Raw genomic sequence first — 26,686 nt, 5'->3', positions numbered from 1 at the left:
CCTCAGACCCGGCCCAGGGCAAAGCCCTTGGCCACATGGTTGCGGACAAACCAGATCACCAGCATGCCCGGCAGAATGGTCAATACCCCGGCGGCGGCCAGCACGCCCCAGTCGATCCCCGAGGCCGACACCGTGCGGGTCATTACCGCGGCAATCGGCTTGGCATTCACCGAGGTCAGGGTGCGCGCCAGCAGCAATTCGACCCAGGAAAACATGAAGCAGAAAAACGCCGTGACGCCGATGCCGGAGCCAATCAGCGGGACGAAGATCTTCACGAAGAACCGCGGGAAGCTATAGCCATCGATGTAGGCGGTTTCGTCGATCTCCTTGGGCACCCCGGACATGAAGCCCTCAAGGATCCACACCGCCAACGGTACGTTGAACAGGCAGTGGGCCAGGGCCACGGCAATGTGCGTATCGAACAGGCCAATGGAGGAATATAACTGGAAGAATGGCAGCAGGAACACCGCCGGCGGCGCCATGCGGTTGGTCAGCAGCCAGAAGAACAGGTGCTTGTCGCCCAGAAACCGGTAGCGCGAAAAGGCATAGGCGGCCGGCAAGGCCACGCTCAGCGAGATCACTGTGTTCAGGCACACGTAGTACAGCGAGTTGATGTAGCCGCTGTACCAACTGGGGTCGGTGAAGATCACCCGGTAGTTGTCGAAGGTGAAGTTCTGCGGCCACAGGGTCAGGCCGCCGAGGATCTCGGTGTTGCTCTTGAACGACATGTTCAGCAGCCAGTAGATCGGCACCAGCAGGAACAGAATGTACAGCAGCAGCGCCAGCGTCTTGCGCAGGTTCATGGGCGGCCCCTACTGTTTGTCGGCGTGGGTCATGGCGGTATAGAACAGCCACGACACCAGCAGGATGATCAGGAAGTACACCAGCGAGAACGCCGCCGCCGGACCCAGGTCGAACTGCCCCACGGCCATCTGCGTCAGGGTCTGGCTGAGGAAAGTGGTGGCATTGCCAGGCCCGCCACCGGTGAGCACGAACGGCTCGGTGTAGATCATGAAGCTGTCCATGAAGCGCAGCATCACCGCGATCAACAGCACGTTCTTCATCTTCGGCAACTGGATATGCCGGAACACTGCCCAGGCCGAAGCGCGGTCGATGCGCGCCGCCTGGTAATAGACATCGGGGATTGCGCGCAAGCCGGAGTAACACAGCAGCGCCACCAGCGAGGTCCAGTGCCAGACGTCCATCACCAGCACCGTGACCCAGGCGTCCATGGTGTTGGCGGCGTAGTTGTAGCTGATGCCCAGCTGGTTGAGCGAAGCGCCCAGCAGGCCGATGTCGGCGCGGCCGAAAATCTGCCAGATGGTGCCGACCACGTTCCACGGGATCAGCAGCGGAATGGCCATGACGATCAGGCACAGCGACGACCAGCGGCCCTTGGTCGGCATGGTCAGGGCGATGGCGATGCCCAGGGGGATTTCGATCAGCAGCACGCAGGCCGAATAGATGAACTGGCGCAACAGCGAGTCGTGCAGGCGCGGATCCTGCAGCACCTGGCGGTACCAGTCGGCGCCGACGAAGTAGCGACTGGACTGGTCGAAAATGTCCTGCACCGAGTAGTTGACCACGGTCATCATCGGCACCACAGCGCTGAACGCCACCAGCAGGAACACCGGCAGCACCAGCCACCAGGCCTTGTTGTTGGGCACTTTGTTCATGGCCGGGCCTCCAGCAGTACGTCATCGGCATAGAGCATCAGCCACTGCGCCGGAAAACTGATCCAGGCCTGGCCCTCGGGCAGCGTGCGGTCCTCGCCCAGGCGCACTTTGAGCGGCACGCCTTGCAGGTCGAGGCTGAGAATCTTGTAGGTACCCAGGTCTTCGACATCCACCACCCGGGCGCTGAAGCCTTCGTCGAACGGGGTGTCCCAGACCTGGACGAATTCCGGGCGGATGCCCACTTGCAGGCGCACGGCACTGGTCGCAGCCAGGCGCGCCTGCAACTCCAGCGGCAACGCCAGGTGAATGCCGGCGAAGCCGACGCCACCAGGCTGCACCTGCACCGGGATCAGGTTCATCCCCGGGCTGCCGATGAAATAGCCGACGAAGGTATGGCGCGGACGCTCGAACAACTCGCGCGGGGTGCCGAACTGGACGATCTGGCCGCCATACATCACCGCGATCTTGTCGGCGAAGGTCGAGGCTTCGAGCTGATCGTGGGTGACGTAGATCATGGTGATATTGAACTGCTCGTGGATCTGCTTGAGCTTGCGCCGCAGCTTCCACTTAAGGTGCGGGTCGATCACCGTCAGCGGCTCGTCAAAGAGGATCGCCGAGACGTCGTCGCGCACCAGCCCACGGCCCATGGAGACCTTCTGCTTTTCATCGGCGCTAAGGTTGCGGGCTTTTTTCTTCAGCAGGTTGCCGAGATCGAGCACCTCGGCGATCTCGGCCACCTTGCTGGCAATGCGCGCTTCATCCAGGCCCTGGTTGCGCAGCGGGAAGGCCAGATTGTCGAACACCGTCATGGTGTCGTAGACCACCGGAAACTGAAACACCTGGGCGATGTTGCGCGCCTGTGGCGACAGTTCGTTGACCACCTTGCCATCGAACAGTACCTGGCCGTGGGACGGGCTGAGCAACCCGGAAATGATATTGAGCAAGGTCGACTTGCCGCACCCCGATGGGCCGAGCAAGGCGTAGGCGCCGCCTTGCTCCCAGACATGTTCAAGCTCACGCAAGGCATAGTCGTCCGCACCCTGGGGGGCACGGCTGTAGCTATGGGCCAGCTGCTGCAGACGAATCTCGGCCATCAGGCGACCCTCGTTTCACGCAAGCCCGGGGCCTGCACCAGTTGCCCGGCGGGGTCGAAGACAAACAGCTTGTGGGTGGGGATGAACACCCGGATCGGCGCATCGACGTGGTACTCGTGCACCCCTGGCAAGTGCAGGACCAGGCGAAAGTGCTCGTTGCGCACATGCAGGAAGGTTTCCGAGCCGCTGATTTCCGCCAGCTCCACCAGCACCGCCAGCTCCAGGTCATCGTCGTTGGACGGCACCAGGCTGATATGGCTCGGGCGCACGCCGAAGCGGTAGTCGCCATCGCCGATGCGGCGCAGGTCGGCGTTCATGGCGAAATGCACAGCACCGGCAAAACTCACTTCGTTGCCGTTGATACGCCCGGGCATCAGGTTGATCGGCGGTTCGGAAAACAGCTCGGCGGCCAGCACCGTGCGCGGCTGGTGGTAAACCTGAGCAGTGGGCCCGCTCTGGACGATGCGCCCTTCATGGAGGATGGTGGTGGTGCCGCCCAGGGCCAGGGCCTCGTTGGGTTCGGTGGTGGCGTACACGGCAATGCAGTGGCGCGCGGCGAACAGCTCGCGCATCTCCTGGCGCAGCTCTTCGCGCAGCTTGTAGTCAAGGTTCACCAGCGGCTCGTCGAAGAGGATCAGTTCGGCATCCTTGACCAGTGCCCGGGCCATGGCCGTGCGTTGCTGCTGGCCACCGGAAAGCTCCAGCGGCAAGCGCTGCAGATACGGTTCGATACGCAGCATCTGCGCGGTCTGCTGGACCTTCTCGCGGATCAGCGCTTCGCCCATGCGCGCCTGGCGCAAGGGCGAGGCGATGTTCTCGAACACACTCAAGGTCGGATAATTGATGAACTGCTGATAGACCATCGACACGTTGCGCTGGCGCACCGGCCGGCCGGTGACATCCTCGCCATTCATCAGCACCCGGCCGCGGTCTGGCCGATCAAGCCCGGCCATCAGGCGCATAAGGCTGGTCTTGCCGGCCAGGGTGCGGCCGAGCAGCACATTGAACGAGCCGGGCTCGAAGCGCAGGCAGGCATCGTCGATGCACAGCTGGTTATCCACGGTACGGCTGACATGCTCAAGGGTGAGCGACATGGCGCGGCCTTCTTGTTGTTAGCGGACAGGCGCCTGCTATAGAGCGAGATTCATGCCAGCGCTGGCCAAGCCGTTGTCGGCAAAGGACTTTCAGCAGATTGTGGCTTTGCCAAGGTTCACTCCTGAACACAAATGAACAACCTTCACTGCACGGTTGAACAGCCGCGGCATTGACAATGAACAGGACTGAACAACACTGGATCACACAAAAACAACAACACTGCCGCCGGCAGAGGACGGGCCCATGGCCGCATCCACCAGCGCCCATGCGCAACTGATCCAGGCGTCCTGGCAGCGCTGCCGCGCCTACGGCCTGGACCACCAGTCGCAACCGCAGTTCGGCGACGCATCTGCTGTGCAGGTCAGCGAGCTGCTCGAACGCCAGCACTCGCTGCTGGGCACCACTCGCGACGAGGTGCTGCCGCAGTACGCGCACCTGCTGGGTAACTCCAGCTACCTGATCATGCTCAGCGACGATCACGGCCAGTTGCTCGATGCCTGGGGCACCCGGCGCTTTATCGACCCGCGCCAGCGCCACGGCTTTATCGCCGGTGCCTGCTGGCGCGAGCAAGGGGTGGGCACCAACGCCATCGGCACAGCCCTGGCCACCGGCGAAGCGGTACATGTCAGCCAGGACGAACACTTCCTCAAGCTCAACCGCTTCATGGCCAGCGCCGCCGCGCCGCTGTTCGATGCCGAGCGCCAGCTGATCGGCGTGCTCGATGTGTCCAGCGACAGCTACCTGCCGACGGCGCAAACTCAGGGCCTGGTACGGATGATGAGCCAGAGCCTGGAGAACCGCCTGATCCTGGCGCGTTTTGCCGGGCACTACCAACAGCTGAGCTTCAACACCGGGGCCAACAACCTCGACAGCCAATGGGCCGGGCTGCTGGTGTTCGATGACCAGGGCCGGGTGCTGGCGGCCAACCGTCGGGCCGACAGTCTGCTTGGGCAGAACCCACTGCAACTGAACCTGGAGCAGTTGTTCCGCACGCCGCTGGCGCAACTGTTGGCCCACCGGGCTGACCAGCCATTTGCGCTGCAGGTGGCCGGGCGCAACCGCTTCCATTGCCTGCTGCATGCCCCCACAGCATCACCAGCAGCAGCGCTCAACCGCCCGCAACCAAGCTGCGATCCGCGTATCGACAAGGCCCTGCGCCAGGCCGGGTTGCTGCTGGAAAAAGACATCCCGCTGTTGATCGAGGGCGAAACCGGCGCCGGCAAGGAGGTCTTTGTCACCGCCCTGCACCGCGCCAGTAGCCGCGCCACGCAGCCATTGATTGCGGTGAACTGCGCGGCGATTCCGGCCGAGCTGGTCGAGTCGGAGCTGTTCGGCTACGAGAAAGGCGCGTTCACCGGCGCCCACCACAAGGGCAACATCGGCCTGATCCGCAAGGCCGACCATGGCATTTTGTTTCTCGACGAAATCGGCGACATGCCGCTGCCCACCCAGGCACGCCTGCTGCGCTTTCTGCAAACCCGCAGCATCCAGCCACTGGGCAGCGGCGAACCGACGCCGGTGGATATCCGCGTGGTCTCGGCGACCAACCACAACCTCGCCGAACAGGTGCGCCTGGGTCATTTTCGCCAGGACCTGTACTACCGCATCGCCGGCCTGAGCCTGATGCTGCCACCGCTGCGCGAACGCAGCGACCGCCTGGCCCTGATCGAACAGCTCCACCAGCAGTACCGCGAACCGGGGGCACCGACGCAATTGCCCGGCAAAGTGCTGGAACTGCTGCTTCAGCATCCCTGGCCGGGCAACCTGCGACAACTGGCCAGCGTGCTGCAGGTGGCCCTGGCGTTGGCCGGCGAACGGCCGATTGCCGTGGAGCACCTGCCCGACAGTTTCTTTGCCGACCTGCCTGAGACCAAGCCCGCCGCGCCAGTGCTGGCCACGCCGGCAAACACTGACGATCTCGGCCAGCGCCTGCGTGCCCTCAATGGCAATATCTCGGCCCTGGCCCGGGCCCTCGGCATCAGCCGCACCACCCTGTACAAGCGCCTGCACACCCAGGGCCATGCCGGCGCAGTTGACGAACGCCTGGGCTGATGGTCAGATGCCTGCCAGTTTCAGGTGCCTGCCGCCGCCGTGCGTCAGGTGAAACGGGAAGCCGGTGCGTCGTTATCGACCAGTCCGGCGCTGCCCCCGCAACGGTAAGCGAGTGAAGCATTCAACACGCCACTGTGCCCACAGGCACGGGAAGGCGAATGACTTTACGCCTCGCAAGCCCGGAGACCGGCCTGAAGCCCCACGACTGCATGCAGTCAATTAGGCAAACCTGCGGAGGGCGGGCACGAGCCGGCTGCCTGGCGCGTGTTGGCCGGGGCCCTCCTGTGCGCTTCGCGAATATTTTTCGAGAAGTCCATGACAGCAACAACCCCCAAACGTCGCCGCGGCCGCCTCGCCGAAGAGCAAATCCAGAGCAAGCCGGAGTGGTCGCAGATCCCCGAGCATACCCGCCATGTGATGCTCTGCACCGGCCCGCGCTGCGTACAACGCGGTGCCCTGCCACTGTGGAAAGTCCTGCGCCGCGAGCTGCTGGTGGCCAACCGCATCGAAACCACTGACGGCGTGCTGCTGACCCGCAGCCATTGCCAGTTCCCGTGCAACCTCGGCCCGGTGCTGACGGTATATCCGGACCGCTGCTGGTACCGGGTAGCCAACGCCGAAGACGCTCAGCGCCTGGTGCGTGTGCACCTGATCGACGGCCAACCGGTGCCCGAGTTGCTGCTCAACGGCCAGGGCTCATGAGGGGGTTGGGCGCCAGCGTGCTGGCCCTGTTGAGCAGCAGCGCCATGGCCCTGGACTATCAGAACTGCGGACACACCTGGCAACTGCCACAGGAGCGCCCGCAACGCATCCTGGCCCTCAACCAGCACGCCGCCGACCTGTTGCTGGCCCTGGACGCCGGCCCGGCGCTGGCCGCCGTCAGCTATATAGATGATGACGCCCAGGCGTTGACCAGCGGACGCTATCGCGGCGTCCCCCTGCTGTCGCGTCGCTACCCGGCAACCGAGGTGGTCTATGCCCAAGGTTACGACCTGCTGGTCGGCGGCTTTGCCAGCGCCTTTCGTGACCGCGACGGGGTCGCGCCGCGCACCACCCTGCAGGCCAACGGCATCGCCAGCTACCTGCTGGAAAACGCCTGCGCGCCAGCGCCGGGAAACGGCTTTGCCGCCATTGAACAAGACCTGCGCAGCCTTGGCCACCTGTTGCAGCGCGAGGCCCGGGCCAGCCAGTTGATCACCCGCCAGCGCCAGGACCTGGCCACCGCCAAAACCATCGCCGGGCACAGCCCGCCGCTGTCGGTGTTCTACCTCGACAGCGAGGTCAACGGCCTGCAAAGCGAAGGCAAGCGCGGTTTCATCACCCAGTTGATCGACGCAGCAGGCGGGCGCAACCTGTACGCCGAGGTGGAGCTGAACCGGGTTACGGTCGATGCCGAGCGCCTGCTGCGCGCCGATCCTGACGTGATCATCCTTGCCGATGCGGTGTGGTCACCGGCCGCCGGCAAGCGCGCCTACCTGCGCCAGCACCCGGCGCTTTCGCACCTGCGCGCGGTGCGCGACGACCGCCTGATCGACCTGCCCTTCAGCCATATCGTGCCCGGCGAACACAGCGCCCGTACCGCCCTGACCCTGGCGCGCCAACTGCTCGCCTTGAAGCAACAGCGGCCTTGACCCGTCGCAGCAGAATCCGCTGCCAAACCCACTATTTCAGCTTTACCGGCTGAGCACCCAATGCGCTTCAGCCGGGATTTATCCTTGATCACGTCGACAATAAGCACACAGCCAACCCCGGATGCGTGCCTCGATGCAAACAACAAATACAGTCTTGATGATCCGCCCGGCGCGGTTCGCCTTCAACCCGGACACCGCCCTCAACAACCGTTTCCAGCAAGCCCTGCTCGACCCGCAGCAGGCACAGCAGAAAGCGCTGGAAGAGTTCGATGGCTACGTCGATACCCTGCGCCAGCACGGTGTCGAAGTGCTGGTGGTGCAGGACACCCCGGCGCCGCACACCCCTGATTCGATCTTCCCCAACAACTGGTGGAGCAGCCACGCCGACGGCAGCCTGGTGCTCTACCCGATGGAGGGCCAGAACCGCCGCCTGGAGCGCAGCAAGGGCGTGCTCAAGGTGCTTGAAGAGCGCTTCGCCGTCCGTCAGACCATCGATCTGAGCCCCTTGGAACAGCAGAGTATGTATCTGGAAGGGACCGGCAGCATGGTCCTCGATCGCGAACACCGGATCAGCTACGCCTGCCACTCCGGGCGCACCCACACCCAGGCCCTGCGCCTGTTCGCCGAACAGCTCGATTATCGCCTGTGCCTGTTCCACGCCGTCGACCGCCACCAGGCACCGATCTATCACAGCAACGTGATGATGAGCGTCGGCCGCGGGCTCTCGGTGGTCTGCCTGCAGGCGCTGCCCGAGGCCGATGAGCGTCGCGCCCTGGAGCATTCGCTGCGCGACACCGGCAAGGACATCCTGGCCCTGGACTTCGACCAGCTCGAAGGTTTTGCCGGCAACATGCTCGAAGTCCACGACAAGCAAGGCCAGCCACTGCTGGTGATGTCGCGCAGCGCCTGGCGCTCGCTCACCCCAGAACAACGCCGGCAGGTCGAGCAGCACAGCCACCCGGTGGTGGTGAACATCGACCATATCGAGCGCATCGGCGGCGGCAGCGCGCGCTGCATGCTCGCCGAAGTGCACCTGCCTGTCCGTCACTGATTACAACAAAGGAGTTCACCATGACCCGCTATATCGACGTTACCGACCTCAGCCGCCTGGTGGCACGCAAAGGCCTGAGCACCTGCATCAGCGAGATGGCCGAGTACATCCGTGAGGACTACCTGCGCTGGCACGACTTCGAAAAATGCGCGCGCCTGGCCAACCACTCGGCCGACGGGGTGATCGAGCTGATGCCGGTGTCCGATGCCAACCTGTACGCCTTCAAGTACGTCAACGGCCACCCGAAAAACACCCAGCGCGGCATGCTCACAGTGATGGCCTTCGGCGCCCTGGGCGACGTTGATAGCGGCGCGCCGGTGCTGCTTAGCGAGATGACCCTGACCACCGCCATCCGCACCGCCGCCACCTCGGCCCTGGCCGCGCGCTACCTGGCGCGCAAAAACAGCCGCAGCATGGCGCTGATCGGCAACGGCTCACAGAGCGAGTTCCAGGCCCTGGCCTTCCATGCCCTGCTGGGCATCGACGACATCCGCCTGTATGACCTGGACCCTGCGGCCAGCGCCAAGCTGGTGGCCAACCTCGCCGCCTTCCCGGCCATCAAGGTCAGCGTTGCCGGCTCTGTCGCCGACGCGGTGCGCGGCGCCGATATTGTCACCACGGTGACTGCCGACAAGGCCTACGCCACCATCCTCACTCCGCAAATGATCGAACCTGGCATGCACCTGAATGCCGTCGGCGGCGACTGCCCGGGCAAGACCGAACTGCACCGCGAGATCGTCGAGCGCGCCCGGGTGATCGTCGAGTACGAACCGCAAAGCCGCATCGAAGGCGAAATCCAGCAAATGCCTGCCGACTCGCCCACCACCGAATTCTGGCAAGTGGTCAACGGCCAGGCCGCCGGGCGCGAAAACGCCGAGCAAGTGACCCTGTTCGACTCGGTCGGCTTTGCTCTAGAGGACTATTCGGCCCTGCGCTATGTGCTGGACGTCGCCAAGGCCCTGGACATCGGCAGCGAGATTGCCCTGGTGCCGGAGCTCAAGGACCCGAAAGACCTGTTCGCGCTGCTGCGCGCCCCGGTTGCAGACCTGCAGAAAAAACGCGCCTGAGGCCGACCGATTCTGCCGCGCCGCGGTGCGGCAGATCGGAAACCGCTGCACACGAAGCTCAAACAGGAGGTGCTCCAGCCGATTCGGCTGCCATTCACGCGTTAACAGCATAATCCGGCAGCCGACGCCGGCGCAAACGACACAAAAAAAACGTCGTCATCGCGCATTCTGAGCCCGACCAGAGAGTCACTAAAAGACCAGAAGCGCACCACTGCCCTACATCAACTATAAAACTCAGGGATACTCATATGACTTCGCTGCGAAAGCTCCTCAGCGTGCTGCTCCTGCCACTGTGCGCAAGTGCGGTGCAGGCCAAGGAATGGACCGAGATCCGTTTCGGCGTCTACCCCGAATACCCCCCTTTTGAATCGGTTGCTGCCGATGGCAGCCTGCAAGGCTTCGACATCGAGCTGGGCAACGCCATCTGCGCCAAGCTGCAGGTCAAATGCACCTGGGTGCACAACGAATTCGACGGCATGATCCCGGCCCTGCGGGCACGCAAGTTCGACGCGATCATGTCGTCGATGGCGGTGACCCCGGCGCGGCAGAAACAGATCGATTTCAGCGCCAAACTGTTCCTCAGCCCGACCTCGGTTATCGTGCGCAAGAGCGCCGACTTCGGCGATACCCCGGAATCGCTCAAAGGCAAGCAGGTCGGCGTGCTGCAAGGCTCGCTGCAGGAAGCCTACGCCCGCGCCAAACTGGCGCCGCTGGGGGCCCAGGTCAAGGCTTATCAGGCTCAGGACCAGAACTACGCCGACCTGCTCAACGGCCGTCTCGACGCCACCTTGACCGACAAGCTCGAAGCCCAGCTCAACTTCCTTTCCAAACCCGAAGGCGCCGACTTCAAGAGCGGCCCGGCGATCAAGGACCCGACCCTGCCCCTGGATATCGCCATGGGCCTGCGCAAGAACGACAGCGAGCTCAAGGCCCTGCTCGACAAAGGCATTGCCGCGGTGCACGCCGACGGTACCTTCGCCGAAATCCAGAAAAAATACGTCGGCGACCTGGATATCTACAACGAGTAAGCCGTGTAGTCGCGATCGGCTCGCCCTGAGCTGATCGCGCCCGCATTTGCCCTGCGTCCTACCGAGATTTTTCCCGTGAACGACTTCCTTCACTCCCATGGCTGGCAGGCCTTGAGCCTGCAGGGCTTCGGCCCGCTGTTGCTGCAAGGGACCTGGATGACCCTGAAACTGGCGCTGTTGTCGCTGGCCCTGAGCCTGGCACTGGGCCTGTTCGGTGCCAGCGCCAAGCTCTCGCGGCTGAAACTGCTGCGGGTACCGGCCACTCTGTACACCACGCTGATTCGCAGTGTGCCGGACCTGGTGCTGATCCTGCTGATTTTCTACACCTTGCAATTGTGGCTCAACGACCTGACCGAGCTGCTCGGCTGGGACTACTTCGAGATCGACCCGTTCACCGCCGGGGTCATCACCCTGGGCTTTATCTACGGCGCTTATTTCACCGAGAACTTTCGCGGGGCGATCCTCAGCGTCCCGGCCGGGCAACTGGAAGCCGCCACGGCCTACGGTCTGAGCCGCGCGCAACGCTTTCGCCTGGTGCTGTTCCCGCAACTGATGCGCTTCGCCCTGCCGGGCCTTGGCAACAACTGGCTGGTGCTGCTCAAGTCCACTGCGCTGGTGTCGATCATCGGCCTGGCCGACCTGGTCAAGGCCGCACAAAACGCCGGCAAGACCACCAACAACACCCTGTACTTCCTGATCATCGCCGGGCTTGTGTACCTGCTGATCACCACCCTCTCCAACCGTCTGTTCAAGCACCTGGAGCGGCGTTACAACACCGGTATCAAGGGGCTGGCACGATGATCGAACTCTTTGAGCAATACGGCCAGGCCTACCTCTACAGTGACGGCGCCGGGCTTTCCGGGCTGGCCATGACCCTGTGGCTGTTCGTCATCACCATGGTCCTGGGCTTTTTCCTGTCGCTGCCGCTGGCCCTGGCGCGGGTCTCGCGCAGCCTGTGGTTGCGCTGGCCGGTGGAGTTCTACACCTTCGTGTTCCGCGGCACGCCGCTGTATATCCAGCTGTTGATCTGCTACACCGGCCTGTACGGGCTGGAGGTGGTGCGCGATCACGCCCTGCTCGACCAGTACTTTCGCAATGCGCTGAACTGCACCCTGCTGGCTTTCGTGCTCAATACCTGCGCCTACACCGTGGAGATTTTCGCCGGGGCGATTCGCAATATCCCCCATGGCGAGATCGAAGCGGCCCAGGCCTACGGCCTGCACGGCTGGAAGCTGAACCTGTTCGTGGTGCTGCCGGCGGCTCTGCGCCGCTCATTACCGGCTTACAGCAACGAGCTGATCCTGATGCTGCACGCTACCTCGCTGGCTTTTACCGCCACCATCGCCGACATCCTCAAAGTCGCCCGCGATGCCAATGCCGCCACCTTCCTGACCTTCCAGGCCTTCGGAACCGCGGCACTGCTGTACATGTTGCTGTCCTTCGCGCTGGTCGGGCTGTTTCGCCTGGCCGAGCGGCGCTGGATGGGTTTTCTTGTTCCTGCCCGAGGCTAACTCATGACCACTACCGCACACGCCTTGTCGACCGGCGAACACACTCACAGCACACGTCCAAGCCCGCGCATTGCCAACGTCGCCGCCGACGCCACGGTAAAACTGAGCGTTGCCGACCTGCACAAACGCTACGGCGATCATGAAGTGCTCAAGGGTGTCTCGCTGCAGGCGCGCAAAGGCGACGTGATCAGCCTGATCGGTGCCAGCGGCTCAGGCAAGAGCACCATGCTGCGCTGCATCAACTTCCTTGAGCAACCCGATGCCGGGGTCATCACCCTCGATCAGCAGACCATCAAAATGCGCCAGGGCCGCGCCGGCAGCCGGGCGCCGCACCCGGCGCAGTTGCAGAACCTGCGCACGCGCCTGGCCATGGTGTTCCAGCACTTCAACCTGTGGAGCCACATGACGGTGCTTGAGAACATCTGCATGGCGCCGCGGCGGGTGCTCGGGGTCAGCAGCCAGGAAGCCGAAGCGCGGGCACGCAAGTACCTGGACAAGGTCGGCCTGCCGGCCCGCGCCGCTGACCAGTACCCGGCGTTTCTTTCCGGTGGTCAGCAACAGCGGGTGGCGATTGCCCGGGCCCTGGCCATGGAGCCGGAAATCATCCTCTTCGATGAACCGACCTCGGCCCTCGACCCGGAGCTGGTTGGTGAAGTGCTGAAAGTCATACAGACGCTGGCCGAGGAAGGCCGTACCATGCTCATGGTCACCCACGAGATGGGCTTTGCCCGCCAAGTGTCGAGCCAGGTGCTGTTTCTGCATCAGGGCCGGGTCGAGGAACAAGGAAGCGCCGAGATACTTGACCAGCCGCAGAGCGAACGCCTGCAGCAATTTCTTTCCAACCGTTTGAAGTGAAGCCGAACCTGCATGGATACCAAGGTCAACAGCCCACAGACCACGCCGCCCCTGGACCGGATCGACGAAGCGATCATCGATGTGTTGCGCCACAACGGGCGCATCACCTATGAAAAGCTCTCATCGCTGGTGCACCTCACCCCTCGCCCATGCCTGGAACGGGTGCGCAAGCTGGAACGGCGCGGAGTGATTCGCGGCTATGGCGCGATCATCGATGTGCAGATGGTTTCGCCGGGGCTGTCGCTGCTGGTGCTGGTGGCCCTCTCCAACCAGAGCGGGCGCGCCGCGCAAAAGGCCTTCGAGGCCTGCGTGCGCGCCTGCCCGCAGGTGTTCGACTGCCAGCTGATCAGTGGCCACTTCGACTACAGCTTGCGCATGCGCTGCCGTGACATGGAGCACTACCGGGTGCTGACCGAAACCTGGATGAACAACGACGAGCTGCACATCGACAAGCTGGTCGCCCACCCGGAGCTGGCGGTGGTGAAGAACACCGCCCCCCAGCTCTAGGCCACCAACTCAGGTACGCGGCGGCGCCACCGGCCCGCTGCGCGACCAATCGAGCAACAGGCTGTAGGCCACCGCCAGCAAGGTCGGGCCGATGAACAGGCCGATAAAGCCGAAGGCCAGCAAGCCGCCAAACACCCCGAGCAAGACGATCACCAGCGGCAGGTTACCGCCACGGCTGATCAGGTAGGGTTTGAGCACGTTGTCGACGCCGCTGATGATGAAGGTACCCCAGAGGCCGAGGAACACCGCCATGCCGTACTCGCCCTGCCAGGCCAGCCAGGCGGTAGCCGGCACCCAGGCCAGCGGTGGGCCCATGGGAATCAGGCTGAGCATGAAGGTGACGATCCCCAGCACCAGCGCCCCTGGCACACCGGCAATCAGGAAGCCGATCAGCGCCAGTACCGCTTGCGCCGCAGCGGTGCCGATCACGCCGTTGACCACCCGTTGCACGGTACCTGCCACCAGTTCGAGGTAGTACTCGGCGCGCTCGCCGATCAGGCGGTCCAGCAGGCGCAGGACAAACGCCGCCAGGCGCGGCCCGTCACGGTAGAAGAAGAACACGAAGACCAGGCTCAGGGTCAGCTCGAGAATGCCGCTGCCGATCTGCGCGCTGCGCGCCAGCAGCCAGTTGCCGACCTGGCCCAGGTACGGCTTGATGGTGACCAACAACGCAGCGCCTTGCTGGTCAATGGTGTTCCACATGCCCACCAGGCGCTCGCCGACAAAAGGCACGCTGCCCAGCCAGCCCGGCGCATCGGGCAGGCCATCGACCTGCACGTCGCGCACGAAGGCGGTGGCATCGCGAATATGGTCGGCCAGGTTGAAGCCCAGCCACACCAGCGGCAACGCCACCAGCAATATCCACAAGGTGGTCAACAACCCTGCGGCGAGGGTTTCGCGACCGCCGAGCAGGCGCGTCAACAGACGCATCAGCGGCCAGCTGGCGTAGGCCAGGATGGCCCCCCAGAGCAGCGCCGAAATGAACGGTGCCATCACCCAGAGGCCTGCGCCAAGCAGCGCCAGCAGGATGATCTGCACCAGCAGGCGGTCATTATTGGGCATCATGTTTCTCGATCAACGAATCAGTTCGACGTGGAAACCATCAGTCTCGGCGCTACCCACTTCCAGTCGCGCTGGACGCACCCCGGCCTTTACCAGTTGCTCACGCCAGTCTTGCGCCTTGGCCCCGCTCAGGCTCACGCGCAAGGTGGTGTTGTTGTTCAGGCTGCGCCCGATCAGGTTGACCCAGGCCGCAGGCGGCTCGCCGTTCAAGTCAGGGTAGTCGAGCTTGCCGGTGTCGAGCAGTTCGCGCATCAAGGTGGCTGGCGTGGGCAGCAACTCGCCCAGGGGCGCATCGGCGACGAACTCTTCGACGTGCAGGTAAGCACGCTTGTTGCCACGGGTGATGCTGTACAGGGCGACCAGGGTGTTGCTCTGCTCGGCGGAGCGGCGCAGCAGAATGAACGCCTGTTGCTCGTCGGCACCCGACAACGTGCGGTTCTTGAACACCTCGTTGGCCCACAGGCTGTTCTCGCCACAATCACGCGCCTGGCACCAGAACAACGGATAACCGCCATCGTTCTGCAGGGCTTCGCGGGCGGCGGTGAAGGCTTCGTTGGCACTGCGCTCGCGGGGCAGCTCATAGGTGGTGGAGCTGACCTGGCCGCGGCTTTCGATCTTGCCCTCGACCCGCAGCTGATTGCTGATCTTGCGCAGGCCGCCCAAGGGGTAGATGCGCTCCTGCGGTACCGCCGCGCGCTGATCGACCACCTTGGCGTCCAGCGGAACCGGCAGGCCGTCGGCCAGCAACGGCAGGCTGGCGAGAACGCCGAGCCCGGCCATGGCCGCCCGGGTAAGCAATTTGAGCCTCATAGGCTCGTCACCGAGCGCGGGGCGTCAAGGTGGTCAAATGATGTGGCGTTGTCTTGCTCGTTCATGGTTGTCTCCCTGTTCAACCCGCCAAGCCTCGACAGTTGCCGGTCACAAGTCAAGAAATGCCAAAGAAGCGATTGAAACAGTCTGCAACAAGGGTTGCGCCGGCCTCGTCATTCAGGTGCAGATGATGACCGCCCGGCAGTTGTTCTCGCTCAAAGGGTAGCTGCTCGAGCAACTCGCTGTGGCGCGCCAGCATGCCGTCGGCGGCCACCACCAGTTTCGCCGGGCAGGCGATGCGTTGCACGAAGCTCATGGCCTGGGCCTGGTTCAGTCGCGTGGGCGATGGCAGGGTCAGGCGGCTGTCGCTGCGCCAAGTGTAGCCACCGGGTACCGGCATCAGCCCACGCTGGGCAAGTAGCTCGGCCGCCTCGCGGCTGACCGCCACCAGGCCCTTCATGCGTGCCTCGATGGCCTGCTCGAGGGTCGAGTGCACGGCCTTGCGCTTGCTGTCCAGGCGCAGTTGCGCCTGCAGGGCCATGCCCATGCGTTCGGCGGCATCCTGCGGGCCGCTGGTGGGCGGGATGACCCCGTCGATCAAGGCCAGGCGGGTGATGCGTTCGGGCAAGGCGCCGGCCAGCAGCACCGAAATGATCGCCCCCAGCGAGTGCCCGAGCAGGGCAAAGCGCTCCCAGCCCATCTGCTCGGCCACCCGCAGTACATCGTGGGCGTAGTCGGCCAGGGCGTAGCCGGCGCCGGCCGGGCGATGCTCGGAATGGCCATGGCCGGCCAGGTCCAGGGCGAGGATGCGCAGGCCCTTGAGCCGGGGCGCCAGGCGGGCAAAGCTGTTGGCGTTGTCCAGCCAGCCGTGCAGGGCAATCACCGGCAAGCCGTCGGCCGGGCCGAACAGGTGCGCGGCCAGCTCGATATGGCCCAGGTTCAGGCGTACTTCTTCCATTTCAGTGCTCATGTCGGGGTGTCCTGCCAGCGCTCGAACAGGCCCTTGATCAGGCTGGCGGTATCGCTCGGGTGCTCCAGCGGAAACATATGACCGCCCGGCAGGCTGTGGTATTCGCCCCTGGGCATGCCACGCACGGCCAGGGCGTGATGGCGCTTGACCACCCGGCTGTGGCTGCCACGGACCATGGCCAGGGGCAGCTGCAGCTGTTTGGCCGGGCTCGGGCTGGTGTGCGGCAGGCTGCGGTAGATGCTGATCTCGGTAGCCGGGTCAAAGCGCAGGCGCAAGCCGTCTGCGCCGGGCTGCAAGCCATGCTCAAGGTAGGCGTCCAGGCATTCGGGATCGAAATGGCGGAACAGCGTTTTGCCAGCGAAATAGGCCCGTGCGCTGTCACGGTCGGCAAAGGCTTCGCGGCGGCCCAGGGTGCGCCCGGCCGGGGTGATGCGATCGATGAAGCCCATGCGCTTGGCGGCCTGGATCAGCCACTGGTCGACCCGGGTCAACACCGGCGAATCGAGCATCACCACGCCGCGGTAGTACTGCGGGCAGCGCAGCGCCGCATGCAGATGCAACACACCCCCCAAAGAATGCCCGACGCCCCAGACCGGGCCCGGCTGTTGCTCCAGGTGATGGATCAGCTCGTCGACCAGGTTCTGCCAGTTGTCGTTGACCGGAAAGCGCGGATCGTGGGCATGCTGGGCCAGGTGGCTGACCTGATAGTCCGGCGCCAGCGCCGCGAACAGCTTGCCGTAGGTGGCCGAGGGAAAGCCATTGGCATGGGCGAAGAAGATCTGCTGCGACATGGCCGCCAATCCAGAAGGAAGTGATGGCTCATTGTCGGCAACCGCACCCGTGGCGGCAATGTCCGGAAAAGCCATCGGCGACGGCAATCAGGTCAATACTCGCCGAAACTGGCCATCGAGCGGCGCAGGCAGGCCTGCATATAGGCCAGTTGCTGCTCGAGGGCTTCGCGGGCGCGACGCTTGTCTTCGACATCGAGCTCAAGCCGGCGCAGGGCCAGGCAACTGGTCTGCAGCAGGTGTGACATGCGAATGCTGGCCTGGCGCAGTTGCTCCAGCTCGTACTGGCCTTCGAACTTGCGCAGCAGGTAGTCGAGCTTGGCGTCGGCGCTGTCCTGCAACATGCGGTACTCGGCAAAGTCCAGCGCCTGGTGCTTTTGCACCTTGTCGAGCGCCGGCTGCACGTCGGCCGAGTACACCAGATCCAGATGTCTACTGCTCATAGTCCAATTCCCTGGGACACCCTGCCCCGCAACTTGATTGCACGCTAACAAGGTGTACCGGGCAGGACAACTGGTAAAAATGCTAGGTCGATCAGCGGATTTATGGATGATTCAGGCCACGCAAGGTCATCAGCCCCGCCAGCGGCCACTCACCCTCGAGTTCGGCCAGGCTGGCGGTGCTCATCGGCGCCGGAGGTTGGCGGCTGCCATGCGCCAGCAGGCTGACCAGGTTGCCCACCAGCGGCTGGTGACTGACCAGCAACACTTCGTTCACGCCCAGGTTCTCCAGCTCGCTGATTACCGCGTGCGGGTCACTATCGGGGGTCAGCCACGGCACAGTCTGCACCGGTTTGCCGAAGCCGAGGGCTTCGTGGACCAGCGCCGCAGTCTGCTGGGCGCGCACATAGGGGCTGGCGAGAATCACCTGCAGCGGCTGCCCGAGCAACTGCGCCGCGCTACGCAGCACCTGCTCGCGGCCATGGGCGGTGAGACGGCGCTCGGCATCGGTGTTGGCCCGCTGCTCGGCTTCGCCGTGACGCAGCACCCACAACTTCACAGCTTCGGCTCTTCGTCGCGCACCGGGTGCGCTGCCGGCGGCACGCTGTGGGCAGCCTCGCCTTCAGGCGCGCGCGGGGTTGGCCAGTCGGCGAATGGCCAGGGCTTCTGGTCACTGTGGAAGCTGCCGAAGCGGCCGATCTGGGCCAGGAACTGGCTGAGGCTGTCGCCGAAATTCATCAGGCTGGCACTCGGTGCGCCGTAGATAAGCCGGTAGATCAGTTGCACCAGCACCAGGCCACCGAGCAGCAGCTCGGCCAATTGCCAGACCACCAGGAACACCAGCATCCACAGCACGCGCAAGATGATCGACTCGCGCTGGGTCTGGTTTGAAGAATCGTTCATGTCCTGCTCCTGCTTAGTTGAAACCGCTGGTGGAGATAAAGTCGACATCGGTTTTCGGCTCGCCACGCATCAGCAGCTCGATCACCTGGGTCAGGGTCCGGCCTTCGAACAGGATCGCATGCAAGCCGGCGACCAGGGGCATGTACACCTGGACCTCCTGGGCTTTGACCTTGAGCACCTTGAGGGTGTTCACCCCTTCGGCCACTTCGCCCAGGCGGCTGACCGCCTCGTCCAGGCTCAGGCCCTGGCCCAGGGCATGACCGACCTGGTAGTTGCGGCTCTTGGGCGAGGAGCAGGTGACGATCAGGTCACCGACCCCGGCCAGGCCCAGGAAGGTCATCGGGTTGGCGCCCTGGCTGACGGCAAAGCGGGTCATCTCGGCCAGGGCGCGGGTAATCAGCATACTCTTGGTGTTCTCGCCCATACCCAAGGCCACGGCCATCCCGGCAATGATTGCGTAGACGTTCTTCAACGCCCCGCCCAGCTCGACACCAAAGCGGTCGCCGCTGGCATAAACACGGAAGGTGCGCCCGTGCAGCACAGCCTGGACCTGCTGGCAGAGGGCCTCGTCTTCACTGGCGACCACGGTGGCGGTCAGCGCGTGCTCGGCCACTTCGCGGGCCAGGTTCGGCCCGGACAGCACGCCGATGCGCGCCTGGGGGGCGATTTCTTCGAGGATCTGACTCATCAGCTTGAAGCTTTGCGCCTCGATGCCCTTGGTCAGGCTGACCAGCATCTTGCCGCCCAGCAACTGGGCGTGGGGCGCCAGCACGCTGCGCAGGGCGCTGGAAGGTAAGGCGACGAAGATCAGCTCGCAGGCCTGCAGGGTCGCCAGCAGATCATTGACCGGCTCGACCCCGGCATGCAACTTGATGCCCTTGAGGTAGCGCGGGTTCTCGCGGTTGCTGCGCATGGCCTCGGCCTGCTCGGGGTCGCGCATCCATTGGCGCACCCGAACACCGTTTTCTGCCAGCAGATTCGCCACGGCGGTGCCGAAACTCCCGCCTCCCAGAACTGCAACTGGCTGCTGTTCAGTCATATCCAATCCGTTAAAACCAATTTAAGTGGCGACCTGCGCATTATACGGAGCGCCGGTGCCAGAGCCAGTGGCAGATGACCGAATCGCCGTTGGGATGCGTCGCGCCATGACTGGAAAATGCCCACCACTCGGTTAACATGCCCGACTTGAACCTGTTACCAAGGCCGCACTGTGTCTTTTGGCCCGACCTGCAAACGCCCTTTATTACTGCTGACTGCCCTGCTCAGCGGCCCCAGTGTGGCTGACGACCTGTTCGTCGACAGCCAGGCTTTGCCGCAAGTGCTCACCGCCACCCGCCTCAAGCAATCGCCAGCGGCGGTGCCGGGCAGCATGACCGTGCTCGACAACGAGCTGATCCGCGCCAGCGGCGCCCGCGACATACCCGAACTGCTGCGCCTGGTGCCGGGGATGATGATCGGCTACGGCGCCGGCAACCAGCCGACGGTCAACTACCACGGCAGCAACGTCAACGATGCCCGGCGCATGCAGGTGCTGATCGACGGCCGCTCGGTGTACCGCGCAGGCCTGGCCACGGTGGACTGGAGCGATATCCCGCTGGCCATGGAAGACATCGAGCGCATCGAGGTGTTCCGCGGCCCCAACACCGTCAGTTACGGCGCCAATGCGCTGATGGCGGTGGTCAATATCCTCACCCGCAGCCCGGCCGACAGCCACGGCACGCGCTTGAAAGTCACCCGTGGCCAGCGCGGCATCAATGACTGGTACGCAAGCCAGGGCCTGGGCTGGGACGGTGGCGACCTGCGTCTGTCATTGTCGGGCATGCAGGACGACGGCTTCGACGAGAACCACCTGGGCCAGGACTACCGCGACAGCCGCCGCCTGAACCGCCTGAACCTCAGCGCCAGCCACACCCTGGCCAGCAACCAGAGCCTGGAGTGGCAGTTCGCGGCCAAAGAAGGCAGTGACCAGCGTCCTTATACCTATAAACCAGTGTTTCCCTACGTTACTGCCGCCGGCAACAACGCCGACCTCAACGCCAAGGATTACGCCGGCTCGCTGCGCTGGAACATCGACTTCAACCCGAACCATAGCCTGTACATCCAGGGCTCGGCCCAGCACTGGGAACGTGAACAGGTGTGGCGCGCCTGCGATGCGGCGCTGTCGTTCAGCCCGCAACTGACCCAGCTCTGGCGCCTGAACCCGAACTACGCCGAGCAGGTGGCGCGCAACATCACCTCACCCCTGCCCGCCGGCAGCAGCGAGGAGACCGCGCTGGCAACGCAAGTCCAGCAGCAATGGCGCAACGGCGGCGCGCAGCAGGTGTGCGGCGACATCGACCAGAGCACCCGGGAAACCCGCTACGACCTTGAAGTGCAGGACACCCTGAGCCTGTCCGACAGCCTGCGCCTGGTCAGTGGCGCCAATTACCGCTACGACCGCGCCGACTCGCAGACTTACTTCAATGGCAGCCTCGACGACAGCACCTGGCGCCTGTTCGGCCACCTGGAATGGCGCGCCGACGAGCACTGGATCCTCCAGGGCGGGGCCATGTACGAAGATGCCCGGCTGTCCGGCAGCTCGCTGACCCCGCGGGTGGCGGTCAACTACCTGATCACCCCGCGCCATGGCCTGCGCGCGGTGTACTCGGAGGCGGTGCGCTCGCCGGACATGTTCGAGAACAACGTCAACTGGAGCTACCGGGTCAATAACCTGGAACCTGGCGCCTTCGGCCAGCGCGACGCCGATTACTTCGTCAAGACCCGCGGCCCGGGCGATCTCGAGCAAGAGCGCATGCGCTCGCGGGAACTGGGCTATAACGGTTACTTCGCCGATGCCGACCTGAGCGTCGACCTCAAGCTGTTCTACGACGAAATCACCGGCATGATCAGCGAACCGCTGCGCAACAACCAGTACATTGCCAGCAACAGCAACAAGGCCCGCTTCAGCGGCAGCGAAGCGCAGCTGGACTGGCGCCTGAGCCCGGCCGATCGCCTGCGCCTGACCTACGCCTACGTCGATGCCTGGGCCAGCAACCCGGCCGACCGGCGCCTGAGCGCCCACAACAGCGGTTCGGCCGGCTGGCTGCGGAACTGGGGCGGCGGCTGGTCCAGTGCGCTGTTCTACTACGGCGACGATGCCCTCAACCAGTACCGCTTCGAACGCGTCGATTTACGCGTGGCCAAGCACCTGCGCTGGAATCGTACCAGCCTGGAGCTGGCCGGCATGCTCCAGCAGCGCCTGGATGACGAGCCGACGACCATCTACGACAACCGCTACGACAGCCGTCACGTGCTGTCTTTCAGTGCGGAGCTGGCGTTCTGATGCGCCGCCTGCGGCGCTGGCTGCTGCTGGTCTGCCTGTGGCCCCTGGGCAGCCTGTCGGCCAGTGAGATCCTGCTCACTGCCAGCCAGGACAACCCCGGCGTACGCAGCTTCGTCGACGCCTTGCGCGAGCGCCGCCCGGCTGACCAGGTGCGCTTCGTACCGGTGGCCGAGCTGCCCCGACCGAGCCAGATTAAAGCCGCCACCCGCTTGATCCTGCTCGATGGCGCCAGCCTCGAATGGCGCCTGAGCGAAAGCGCCGGTCCACCGGCGCTGGCCTTGCGCGTCAGCCGCGTCCAGGCCCAACAGCGTCTGGGCAGCCTGCGCCCGCCTTACCTGAGCCTGCTATGGAGCGACCCGCCGCTGGCCCGCCAGCTGCGCCTGACCCGCTACCTGTTGCCGCAGGCCAAGCGCGTGGGCGTGCTGTATGCCGAGCACAGCCAGTTTCTGCTCGACGAGTTGCGCAAGGCGGCCAGCCCGTTGGGCCTGGAGATCATCGCCGAAGCCTGGCCAGACCTGCGCGACAGCCGCCCACTGCAAAGTCTTCTGCAAAACAGCGATGTACTGCTGGGCATCGACGATCCACAGTTGTACAACTCGAAAACGGCGAAAAACGTTCTGCTCAGCAGCTATGGCCGGCAAATGGCGCTGATCGGGCCTAATGCCGGCTTCGTCAAGGCCGGCGCCCTGGCCAGTACCCTGAGCGATCAGGACGACTGGCTGGCGGTGCTCGAGCGGCTGCTCAACCAGGCCCCCAGTCGCTGGCCACGCACGCTCTATCCGGATCACTTCAACGTGCTCGGCAACCAGCAGGTGGCCCGCGCCCTGGGCATCGAAGCGATTGACCCGTCCGCCGCCGCCCTGGCCCTGGCCGAAGGAGAAAGCACACCATGAGACGGCGCCTGAGCTGGGACATCCACACCCGCACGCAGATCATCAGCCTCGGCCCGGCCCTGTTGCTGACCCTGCTGCTGATCAGCTTCTTTACCTTCGTGCGTATCCAGGATTTGCGCCAGGAGCTCAACCACACCGGTCAGTTGATCGCCAACCAGTTGGCCCCGGCCTCCGAATACGGGGTAATCGCCGGTAATAACGAAGTGCTCGAAAGCCTCATGCGCGCGACCTTGAGCATCCCCCACGTGCGCTTTCTCGAGGTCCAGGACAGCAGCAACCATATCCTCGTGTATGTCGAGCAGCCGGACGAAAGCAACAACCGCGCACAGCAGGTCGAAGTGTTCCAGGCCCCCATTCGCCTGCAGCAGATCCGCCTGGACAACGACTTTTTGCACAGCAACGCACCGGCCAGGAGCATCGGTGACGACTATCTGGGCCGGGTAATCGTCGGCATGTCGGACGATGCCTTCAGCGAGCGCCAGCAGGAAATCGTGGTCAAGGCCGGGATCCTCGCGCTGTTTGCCCTGCTGTTCACCTTTATCCTCGCCCGGCGCCTGGCCCTGAGCCTGGCCAAGCCGATCAGCGACATGGGCCATGCGGTCAAGGCCATCCAGCAAGGGCAGTTCAATGCGCCGCTGCCGGTGGTCGACGACAGCGAACTGGGCCATCTGGCGCGGCACATCAACAACCTTGCCAGCGCCCTGGGCACAGCTAGCCATGAACAACAGCAAGCCATGTCGCAACTGATCCAGGCCCGCGAAGAAGCCGAACAGGCGAACAAGGCCAAATCCGACTTCCTGGCGATGATGAGCCACGAACTGCGCACGCCCATGAACGGCGTCATGGGCATGCTGCAACTTCTGGAAACAACCCCGCTCAACGAGGAGCAGGCCGAATACACCGCGGTGGCCAGCGAGTCGACCGGGCACCTGCTCAAGGTCATCAACGATATCCTCGATTTCTCGCGCATCGAGCGCACCAACCTCGAGCTTGAGCATATCGACTTCAACCTCGGCGAGCTGATCGGCAGCAGTGTGCAGTCGTTCCAGCACCTGGCCCAGCAGCGCCAGCTGGAGCTGCAACTGCGCCTGCCGCCGGGCATGGAACAACTGCAAGTGGTGGGCGACCCGACGCGCATCCGCCAGGTGCTGCTCAACCTGATCGGCAACGCCCTGAAGTTCACCGAGCGCGGCAGCGTGCACATCGAACCGCGCTGGCAGGTGCTCGACCGCCAGCTGATCTGGTTCACCTGCGCGGTGCGCGACACCGGCATCGGCATCGACAGCACCCGCCTGGAGATGATGTTCGTTGCCTTCCAGCAAGCCGACAGCTCGATCTCACGCCGTTATGGCGGCACCGGCCTGGGCCTGTCGATCGCCCGCACCCTGGCCGAGCGGATGGGCGGAACCCTGCGCGGCGAAAGCCGTGAAGGCCTGGGCTCGACTTTTACCCTGGAAATGCCCCTGGCCCTGTCGACCGCGCAAACGCCGCGCCTGCCCAGTGGCCTGACCCGCCCCGAAGACGACGGCCAGGGCCGACGGATCCTGCTGGTCGAGGACAATCCGGTGAACCAGACGGTGATCGAAGCGATGCTGCGCAGCCTGGGCTTTGAAGTCTGCGTTGCAGTTGATGGCGCCCAAGCCGTGGCCCAGGCCGGACGTCAGCGTTTTGCCGCCGCACTGATGGATTGCCGCCTGCCGATCATCGATGGCTACGAGGCCACCCGGCGCATTCGCCTGCTGCCACAGGCGGCGGCCATGCCGATCATCGCCCTGACCGCCAATGCCTTGCAGGGCGATCGCGAGCGTTGCCTGAACGCCGGCATGAACGACTACCTGGCCAAGCCGTTCAAACGCACTGATCTGCAGCAAATTCTGCAACGCTGGCTGCCCGGTCAGACAGCTGTGACTGGCGATAAATGCTAAATTGCGGCAGTCTAAGAGACTGGACAAGCGCCGCGAAGGGCTTGAAAATAAAATTTCAGTGCACAAGTGTACTTCTTTGCCCCGTGCGCTGTGACTTTCACTACAACGCAATAGTCTATGTGTAGGCTGCCGGCTCAAACGCTAGCGTTTTGGGACGGCCGGGAAGATTTGCCCCCTGCCGCACGGGGACTATTGAGGAGCTCGCATGACCAAACAAAACGCCTTTACTCGGGAAGACCTGCTGCGCTGCAGTCGCGGTGAGCTGTTCGGCCCAGGTAACGCGCAACTGCCCGCCCCGAACATGCTGATGGTTGATCGCATCACCCATATCAGCGCCGAGGGTGGCAAGTACGGCAAAGGTGAATTGGTCGCCGAGCTGGATATCACCCCGGACCTGTGGTTCTTCGCCTGCCACTTCGAAGGTGATCCGGTGATGCCGGGCTGCCTGGGCCTGGATGCCATGTGGCAGCTGGTCGGTTTCTACCTCGGCTGGCAAGGTTTGCCGGGCCGTGGCCGCGCCCTGGGTTCGGGCGAAGTGAAATTCTTTGGCCAGGTCCTGCCGACCGCCAAGAAAGTCACCTACAACATTCATATCAAGCGCGTCCTCAAAGGCAAGCTGAACATGGCCATCGCCGATGGTTCGGTCAGTGTCGACGGTCGCGAGATCTACACCGCCGAAGGCCTCCGGGTCGGCGTCTTCACCTCCACTGACAACTTCTAAGGGTTATCCGCATGCGCCGCGTCGTTATCACTGGTCTGGGCATCGTTTCGTGCCTGGGCAATGACAAAGAGACCGTCTCCGCCAACCTGCGTGCAAGCCGCCCTGGCATCCGATTCAACCCGGAATATGCCGAAATGGGTCTGCGTAGCCAGGTTTCCGGCTCCATCGACCTCAACCTCGAAGAACTGATCGACCGTAAAATCTACCGCTTCGTTGGTCACGCCGCTGCCTATGCCTACCTGGCAATGGCCGACGCGATCAAGGACTCGGGCCTGACCGAAGAGCAGGTTTCCAACCCGCGTACCGGCCTGATCGCAGGCTCCGGCGGCGCCTCGACCCTGAACCAGATGGAAGCGCTGGACATCCTGCGCGAGAAAGGCGTCAAGCGCGTTGGCCCGTACCGCGTCACCCGGACCATGAGCAGCACCGTCTCGGCGTGCCTGGCCACCCCGTTCAAGATCAAGGGCCTGAACTACTCCATCGCCTCGGCCTGCGCCACCAGTGCTCACTGCATCGGTACCGCGATGGAACAGATCCAGATGGGCAAGCAGGACATCGTCTTCGCCGGTGGCGGTGAAGAAGAGCACTGGAGCCAGTCGTTCCTGTTCGACGCCATGGGCGCCCTGTCCAGCAAGCGCAACGACACCCCGGAAAAAGCCTCCCGCGCCTACGACGCTGACCGTGACGGTTTCGTCATCGCCGGCGGTGGCGGCATGGTCGTGGTTGAAGAGCTGGAACACGCCCTGGCCCGTGGCGCCAAGATCTACGCCGAAATCGTCGGCTACGGCGCGACGTCCGATGGCTACGACATGGTCGCGCCAAGCGGCGAAGGCGCCATCCGCTGCATGCAGATGGCCATGTCCACCGTCGACACCCCGATCGACTACCTGAACACCCACGGCACCTCGACCCCGGTGGGCGACGTTGCCGAGATGAAGGGCGTTCGCGAAGTGTTCGGCGACAAGGCTCCGGCCATCAGCTCGACCAAGAGCCTGTCCGGTCACTCCCTGGGCGCCGCCGGCGTTCACGAAGCGATCTACTGCATGCTGATGATGGAAGGCAACTTCATTGCCGGTTCCGCCAACATCGACGAGCTGGACCCGGAAGTGGCCGACCTGCCGGTACTGACCAAGACCCAGGAAAACGCCAAGATCGATACCGTGATGAGCAACAGCTTCGGTTTCGGCGGCACCAACGCTACCCTGGTACTCAAGCGCTGGGCTGGCAAGTAAGGGCTGGCCCCTTGCACTCAAAACGCCCCGACTCGTCGGGGCGTTTTTGTTTG

27 protein-coding genes and 1 riboswitch are annotated in these 26,686 nt (G+C 64.1%); of the genes, 15 read left to right on the top strand and 12 right to left on the bottom strand.

Going from position 1 to position 26,686, the window contains the following annotated elements; translation table 11 throughout:
* Positions 1-2: 2 nt before the first annotated feature.
* Genes LOY22_RS08780 through LOY22_RS08765 form a run of 4 tightly spaced genes read right to left on the bottom strand, consistent with a single transcriptional unit; the run spans position 3 to position 3,864 of the window.
* A complete protein-coding gene (locus LOY22_RS08780; RefSeq protein WP_045202146.1) occupies positions 3-803 on the bottom strand; it encodes a carbohydrate ABC transporter permease in 801 nt (266 codons plus the stop codon).
* Between the two features lie 9 nt (positions 804-812).
* Entirely contained in the window at positions 813-1,676 is an 864-nt protein-coding gene (locus LOY22_RS08775) for a carbohydrate ABC transporter permease (protein ID WP_045202147.1), read from the bottom strand.
* Positions 1,673-2,770: an ABC transporter ATP-binding protein gene (locus LOY22_RS08770; protein ID WP_093385287.1), complete on the bottom strand. Its 1,098-nt coding sequence runs from the start codon at positions 2,768-2,770 to the stop codon at positions 1,673-1,675. Before LOY22_RS08770 ends, LOY22_RS08775 begins: the two co-directional genes overlap by 4 nt.
* Positions 2,770-3,864 (bottom strand): ABC transporter ATP-binding protein, encoded by a 1,095-nt coding sequence (locus LOY22_RS08765; protein WP_213601983.1) that lies wholly within the window; start codon positions 3,862-3,864, stop codon positions 2,770-2,772. The genes LOY22_RS08770 and LOY22_RS08765 overlap by 1 nt, the downstream gene beginning before the upstream one ends.
* Before the next feature lie 244 nt (positions 3,865-4,108).
* On the opposite strand from LOY22_RS08765, the gene LOY22_RS08760 reads away from it, so the two are divergent.
* The 10 genes from LOY22_RS08760 (at position 4,109) to LOY22_RS08715 (ending at position 13,567) form a co-directional block, all read left to right on the top strand.
* Positions 4,109-5,917 carry a sigma-54-dependent Fis family transcriptional regulator gene (locus tag LOY22_RS08760; RefSeq protein ID WP_258597119.1) on the top strand — a complete coding sequence of 603 codons (1,809 nt, stop codon included), beginning with the start codon at positions 4,109-4,111 and terminating at the stop codon, positions 5,915-5,917.
* A 5-nt stretch (positions 5,918-5,922) separates the two neighbouring features.
* A riboswitch (cobalamin riboswitch) is annotated at positions 5,923-6,127 on the top strand.
* A gap of 105 nt (positions 6,128-6,232) precedes the next feature.
* Positions 6,233-6,619, top strand: coding sequence for a ferredoxin (locus LOY22_RS08755; RefSeq protein WP_045202155.1), 387 nt, complete (start codon positions 6,233-6,235; stop codon positions 6,617-6,619).
* On the top strand, positions 6,616-7,548 hold the full coding sequence (locus LOY22_RS08750; RefSeq protein WP_093385298.1) for an ABC transporter substrate-binding protein: 933 nt from the start codon (positions 6,616-6,618) through the stop codon (positions 7,546-7,548). Before LOY22_RS08755 ends, LOY22_RS08750 begins: the two co-directional genes overlap by 4 nt.
* A 133-nt stretch (positions 7,549-7,681) precedes the next feature.
* Positions 7,682-8,599 carry a citrulline utilization hydrolase CtlX gene (gene ctlX / locus LOY22_RS08745; RefSeq protein ID WP_093387627.1) on the top strand — a complete coding sequence of 306 codons (918 nt, stop codon included), beginning with the start codon at positions 7,682-7,684 and terminating at the stop codon, positions 8,597-8,599.
* A 20-nt stretch (positions 8,600-8,619) separates the two neighbouring features.
* Entirely contained in the window at positions 8,620-9,666 is a 1,047-nt protein-coding gene (locus LOY22_RS08740; RefSeq protein ID WP_093385303.1) for an ornithine cyclodeaminase, read from the top strand.
* Between the two features lie 248 nt (positions 9,667-9,914).
* Complete coding sequence (locus LOY22_RS08735) at positions 9,915-10,694, top strand: ABC transporter substrate-binding protein (protein WP_045202161.1); 780 nt, start codon at positions 9,915-9,917, stop codon at positions 10,692-10,694.
* A gap of 75 nt (positions 10,695-10,769) precedes the next feature.
* Entirely contained in the window at positions 10,770-11,495 is a 726-nt protein-coding gene (locus LOY22_RS08730; RefSeq protein ID WP_038996184.1) for an ABC transporter permease, read from the top strand.
* On the top strand, positions 11,492-12,205 hold the full coding sequence (locus tag LOY22_RS08725; protein ID WP_258597118.1) for an ABC transporter permease: 714 nt from the start codon (positions 11,492-11,494) through the stop codon (positions 12,203-12,205). Before LOY22_RS08730 ends, LOY22_RS08725 begins: the two co-directional genes overlap by 4 nt.
* Positions 12,206-12,208: 3 nt before the next feature.
* The gene (locus LOY22_RS08720; protein ID WP_258597117.1) at positions 12,209-13,060 is read left to right on the top strand and encodes an ABC transporter ATP-binding protein; all 852 of its coding nucleotides are present in this window, start codon (positions 12,209-12,211) and stop codon (positions 13,058-13,060) included.
* Between the two features lie 12 nt (positions 13,061-13,072).
* Positions 13,073-13,567 (top strand): Lrp/AsnC family transcriptional regulator, encoded by a 495-nt coding sequence (locus LOY22_RS08715; protein ID WP_010224632.1) that lies wholly within the window; start codon positions 13,073-13,075, stop codon positions 13,565-13,567.
* A 9-nt stretch (positions 13,568-13,576) separates the two neighbouring features.
* Here the strand turns inward: LOY22_RS08715 and LOY22_RS08710 are convergent, their stop codons facing one another.
* The 8 genes from LOY22_RS08710 to LOY22_RS08675 form a co-directional block, all read right to left on the bottom strand.
* Positions 13,577-14,629 (bottom strand): AI-2E family transporter, encoded by a 1,053-nt coding sequence (locus LOY22_RS08710; protein WP_045202231.1) that lies wholly within the window; start codon positions 14,627-14,629, stop codon positions 13,577-13,579.
* A gap of 12 nt (positions 14,630-14,641) precedes the next feature.
* Positions 14,642-15,409, bottom strand: coding sequence for a DUF4892 domain-containing protein (locus tag LOY22_RS08705; protein WP_249744445.1), 768 nt, complete (start codon positions 15,407-15,409; stop codon positions 14,642-14,644).
* Between the two features lie 145 nt (positions 15,410-15,554).
* A complete protein-coding gene (locus LOY22_RS08700; protein ID WP_093385311.1) occupies positions 15,555-16,409 on the bottom strand; it encodes an alpha/beta hydrolase in 855 nt (284 codons plus the stop codon).
* Entirely contained in the window at positions 16,406-17,200 is a 795-nt protein-coding gene (locus LOY22_RS08695; protein WP_093385316.1) for an alpha/beta fold hydrolase, read from the bottom strand. The genes LOY22_RS08700 and LOY22_RS08695 overlap by 4 nt, the downstream gene beginning before the upstream one ends.
* 92 nt (positions 17,201-17,292) lie before the next feature.
* Positions 17,293-17,640, bottom strand: coding sequence for a hypothetical protein (locus tag LOY22_RS08690; RefSeq protein WP_045202171.1), 348 nt, complete (start codon positions 17,638-17,640; stop codon positions 17,293-17,295).
* Positions 17,641-17,740: 100 nt separating this feature from the next.
* Complete coding sequence (gene sixA, locus LOY22_RS08685; protein ID WP_045202173.1) at positions 17,741-18,196, bottom strand: phosphohistidine phosphatase SixA; 456 nt, start codon at positions 18,194-18,196, stop codon at positions 17,741-17,743.
* The gene (locus LOY22_RS08680) at positions 18,193-18,540 is read right to left on the bottom strand and encodes a DUF4389 domain-containing protein (protein WP_045202175.1); all 348 of its coding nucleotides are present in this window, start codon (positions 18,538-18,540) and stop codon (positions 18,193-18,195) included. The genes sixA and LOY22_RS08680 overlap by 4 nt, the downstream gene beginning before the upstream one ends.
* 13 nt (positions 18,541-18,553) lie before the next feature.
* Positions 18,554-19,579 (bottom strand): NAD(P)H-dependent glycerol-3-phosphate dehydrogenase, encoded by a 1,026-nt coding sequence (locus tag LOY22_RS08675; protein WP_045202177.1) that lies wholly within the window; start codon positions 19,577-19,579, stop codon positions 18,554-18,556.
* Positions 19,580-19,750: 171 nt separating this feature from the next.
* Here LOY22_RS08675 and LOY22_RS08670 point away from each other — a divergent pair, with 171 nt between their 5' ends.
* The 5 genes from LOY22_RS08670 (at position 19,751) to fabB (ending at position 26,633) form a co-directional block, all read left to right on the top strand.
* Positions 19,751-21,862: a TonB-dependent siderophore receptor gene (locus LOY22_RS08670; protein ID WP_195883432.1), complete on the top strand. Its 2,112-nt coding sequence runs from the start codon at positions 19,751-19,753 to the stop codon at positions 21,860-21,862.
* Entirely contained in the window at positions 21,862-22,755 is an 894-nt protein-coding gene (locus tag LOY22_RS08665; protein WP_258597116.1) for an ABC transporter substrate-binding protein, read from the top strand. Before LOY22_RS08670 ends, LOY22_RS08665 begins: the two co-directional genes overlap by 1 nt.
* Positions 22,752-24,680, top strand: coding sequence for an ATP-binding protein (locus tag LOY22_RS08660; protein ID WP_045202183.1), 1,929 nt, complete (start codon positions 22,752-22,754; stop codon positions 24,678-24,680). Before LOY22_RS08665 ends, LOY22_RS08660 begins: the two co-directional genes overlap by 4 nt.
* Before the next feature lie 205 nt (positions 24,681-24,885).
* Positions 24,886-25,401, top strand: a complete 516-nt coding sequence (fabA, locus tag LOY22_RS08655) for a 3-hydroxyacyl-[acyl-carrier-protein] dehydratase FabA (protein ID WP_045202185.1) — start codon at positions 24,886-24,888, stop codon at positions 25,399-25,401.
* 11 nt (positions 25,402-25,412) lie between these two features.
* A complete protein-coding gene (gene fabB, locus LOY22_RS08650) occupies positions 25,413-26,633 on the top strand; it encodes a beta-ketoacyl-ACP synthase I (RefSeq protein WP_045202187.1) in 1,221 nt (406 codons plus the stop codon).
* The last annotated feature ends 53 nt before the right edge of the window (positions 26,634-26,686 follow it).

The sequence above is a fragment of the Pseudomonas sp. B21-035 genome, assembly GCF_024748945.1.
In the GTDB taxonomy this organism is placed as follows: domain Bacteria; phylum Pseudomonadota; class Gammaproteobacteria; order Pseudomonadales; family Pseudomonadaceae; genus Aquipseudomonas.
This window is presented reverse-complemented; position numbering and strand designations above follow the sequence as displayed.

What these genes read in the sequence shown, in the direction of transcription:
- LOY22_RS08740 (WP_093385303.1), top strand. Translation starts at nt 8,620, where the DNA reads ATGACCCGCTATATCGACGTTACCGACCTCAGCCGCCTGGTGGCACGC.
- LOY22_RS08725 (WP_258597118.1), top strand. Translation starts at nt 11,492, where the DNA reads ATGATCGAACTCTTTGAGCAATACGGCCAGGCCTACCTCTACAGTGAC.
- LOY22_RS08675 (WP_045202177.1), bottom strand. Translation starts at nt 19,579, where the DNA reads ATGACTGAACAGCAGCCAGTTGCAGTTCTGGGAGGCGGGAGTTTCGGC.
- LOY22_RS08690 (WP_045202171.1), bottom strand. Translation starts at nt 17,640, where the DNA reads ATGAGCAGTAGACATCTGGATCTGGTGTACTCGGCCGACGTGCAGCCG.
- LOY22_RS08680 (WP_045202175.1), bottom strand. Translation starts at nt 18,540, where the DNA reads ATGAACGATTCTTCAAACCAGACCCAGCGCGAGTCGATCATCTTGCGC.
- LOY22_RS08715 (WP_010224632.1), top strand. Translation starts at nt 13,073, where the DNA reads ATGGATACCAAGGTCAACAGCCCACAGACCACGCCGCCCCTGGACCGG.
- LOY22_RS08755 (WP_045202155.1), top strand. Translation starts at nt 6,233, where the DNA reads ATGACAGCAACAACCCCCAAACGTCGCCGCGGCCGCCTCGCCGAAGAG.
- LOY22_RS08665 (WP_258597116.1), top strand. Translation starts at nt 21,862, where the DNA reads ATGCGCCGCCTGCGGCGCTGGCTGCTGCTGGTCTGCCTGTGGCCCCTG.
- LOY22_RS08765 (WP_213601983.1), bottom strand. Translation starts at nt 3,864, where the DNA reads ATGTCGCTCACCCTTGAGCATGTCAGCCGTACCGTGGATAACCAGCTG.
- LOY22_RS08660 (WP_045202183.1), top strand. Translation starts at nt 22,752, where the DNA reads ATGAGACGGCGCCTGAGCTGGGACATCCACACCCGCACGCAGATCATC.
- LOY22_RS08700 (WP_093385311.1), bottom strand. Translation starts at nt 16,409, where the DNA reads ATGAGCACTGAAATGGAAGAAGTACGCCTGAACCTGGGCCATATCGAG.
- LOY22_RS08750 (WP_093385298.1), top strand. Translation starts at nt 6,616, where the DNA reads ATGAGGGGGTTGGGCGCCAGCGTGCTGGCCCTGTTGAGCAGCAGCGCC.
- LOY22_RS08720 (WP_258597117.1), top strand. Translation starts at nt 12,209, where the DNA reads ATGACCACTACCGCACACGCCTTGTCGACCGGCGAACACACTCACAGC.
- LOY22_RS08775 (WP_045202147.1), bottom strand. Translation starts at nt 1,676, where the DNA reads ATGAACAAAGTGCCCAACAACAAGGCCTGGTGGCTGGTGCTGCCGGTG.
- LOY22_RS08770 (WP_093385287.1), bottom strand. Translation starts at nt 2,770, where the DNA reads ATGGCCGAGATTCGTCTGCAGCAGCTGGCCCATAGCTACAGCCGTGCC.
- fabA (WP_045202185.1), top strand. Translation starts at nt 24,886, where the DNA reads ATGACCAAACAAAACGCCTTTACTCGGGAAGACCTGCTGCGCTGCAGT.
- LOY22_RS08780 (WP_045202146.1), bottom strand. Translation starts at nt 803, where the DNA reads ATGAACCTGCGCAAGACGCTGGCGCTGCTGCTGTACATTCTGTTCCTG.
- ctlX (WP_093387627.1), top strand. Translation starts at nt 7,682, where the DNA reads ATGCAAACAACAAATACAGTCTTGATGATCCGCCCGGCGCGGTTCGCC.
- LOY22_RS08735 (WP_045202161.1), top strand. Translation starts at nt 9,915, where the DNA reads ATGACTTCGCTGCGAAAGCTCCTCAGCGTGCTGCTCCTGCCACTGTGC.
- LOY22_RS08760 (WP_258597119.1), top strand. Translation starts at nt 4,109, where the DNA reads ATGGCCGCATCCACCAGCGCCCATGCGCAACTGATCCAGGCGTCCTGG.
- LOY22_RS08710 (WP_045202231.1), bottom strand. Translation starts at nt 14,629, where the DNA reads ATGCCCAATAATGACCGCCTGCTGGTGCAGATCATCCTGCTGGCGCTG.
- LOY22_RS08695 (WP_093385316.1), bottom strand. Translation starts at nt 17,200, where the DNA reads ATGTCGCAGCAGATCTTCTTCGCCCATGCCAATGGCTTTCCCTCGGCC.
- LOY22_RS08705 (WP_249744445.1), bottom strand. Translation starts at nt 15,409, where the DNA reads ATGGCCGGGCTCGGCGTTCTCGCCAGCCTGCCGTTGCTGGCCGACGGC.
- fabB (WP_045202187.1), top strand. Translation starts at nt 25,413, where the DNA reads ATGCGCCGCGTCGTTATCACTGGTCTGGGCATCGTTTCGTGCCTGGGC.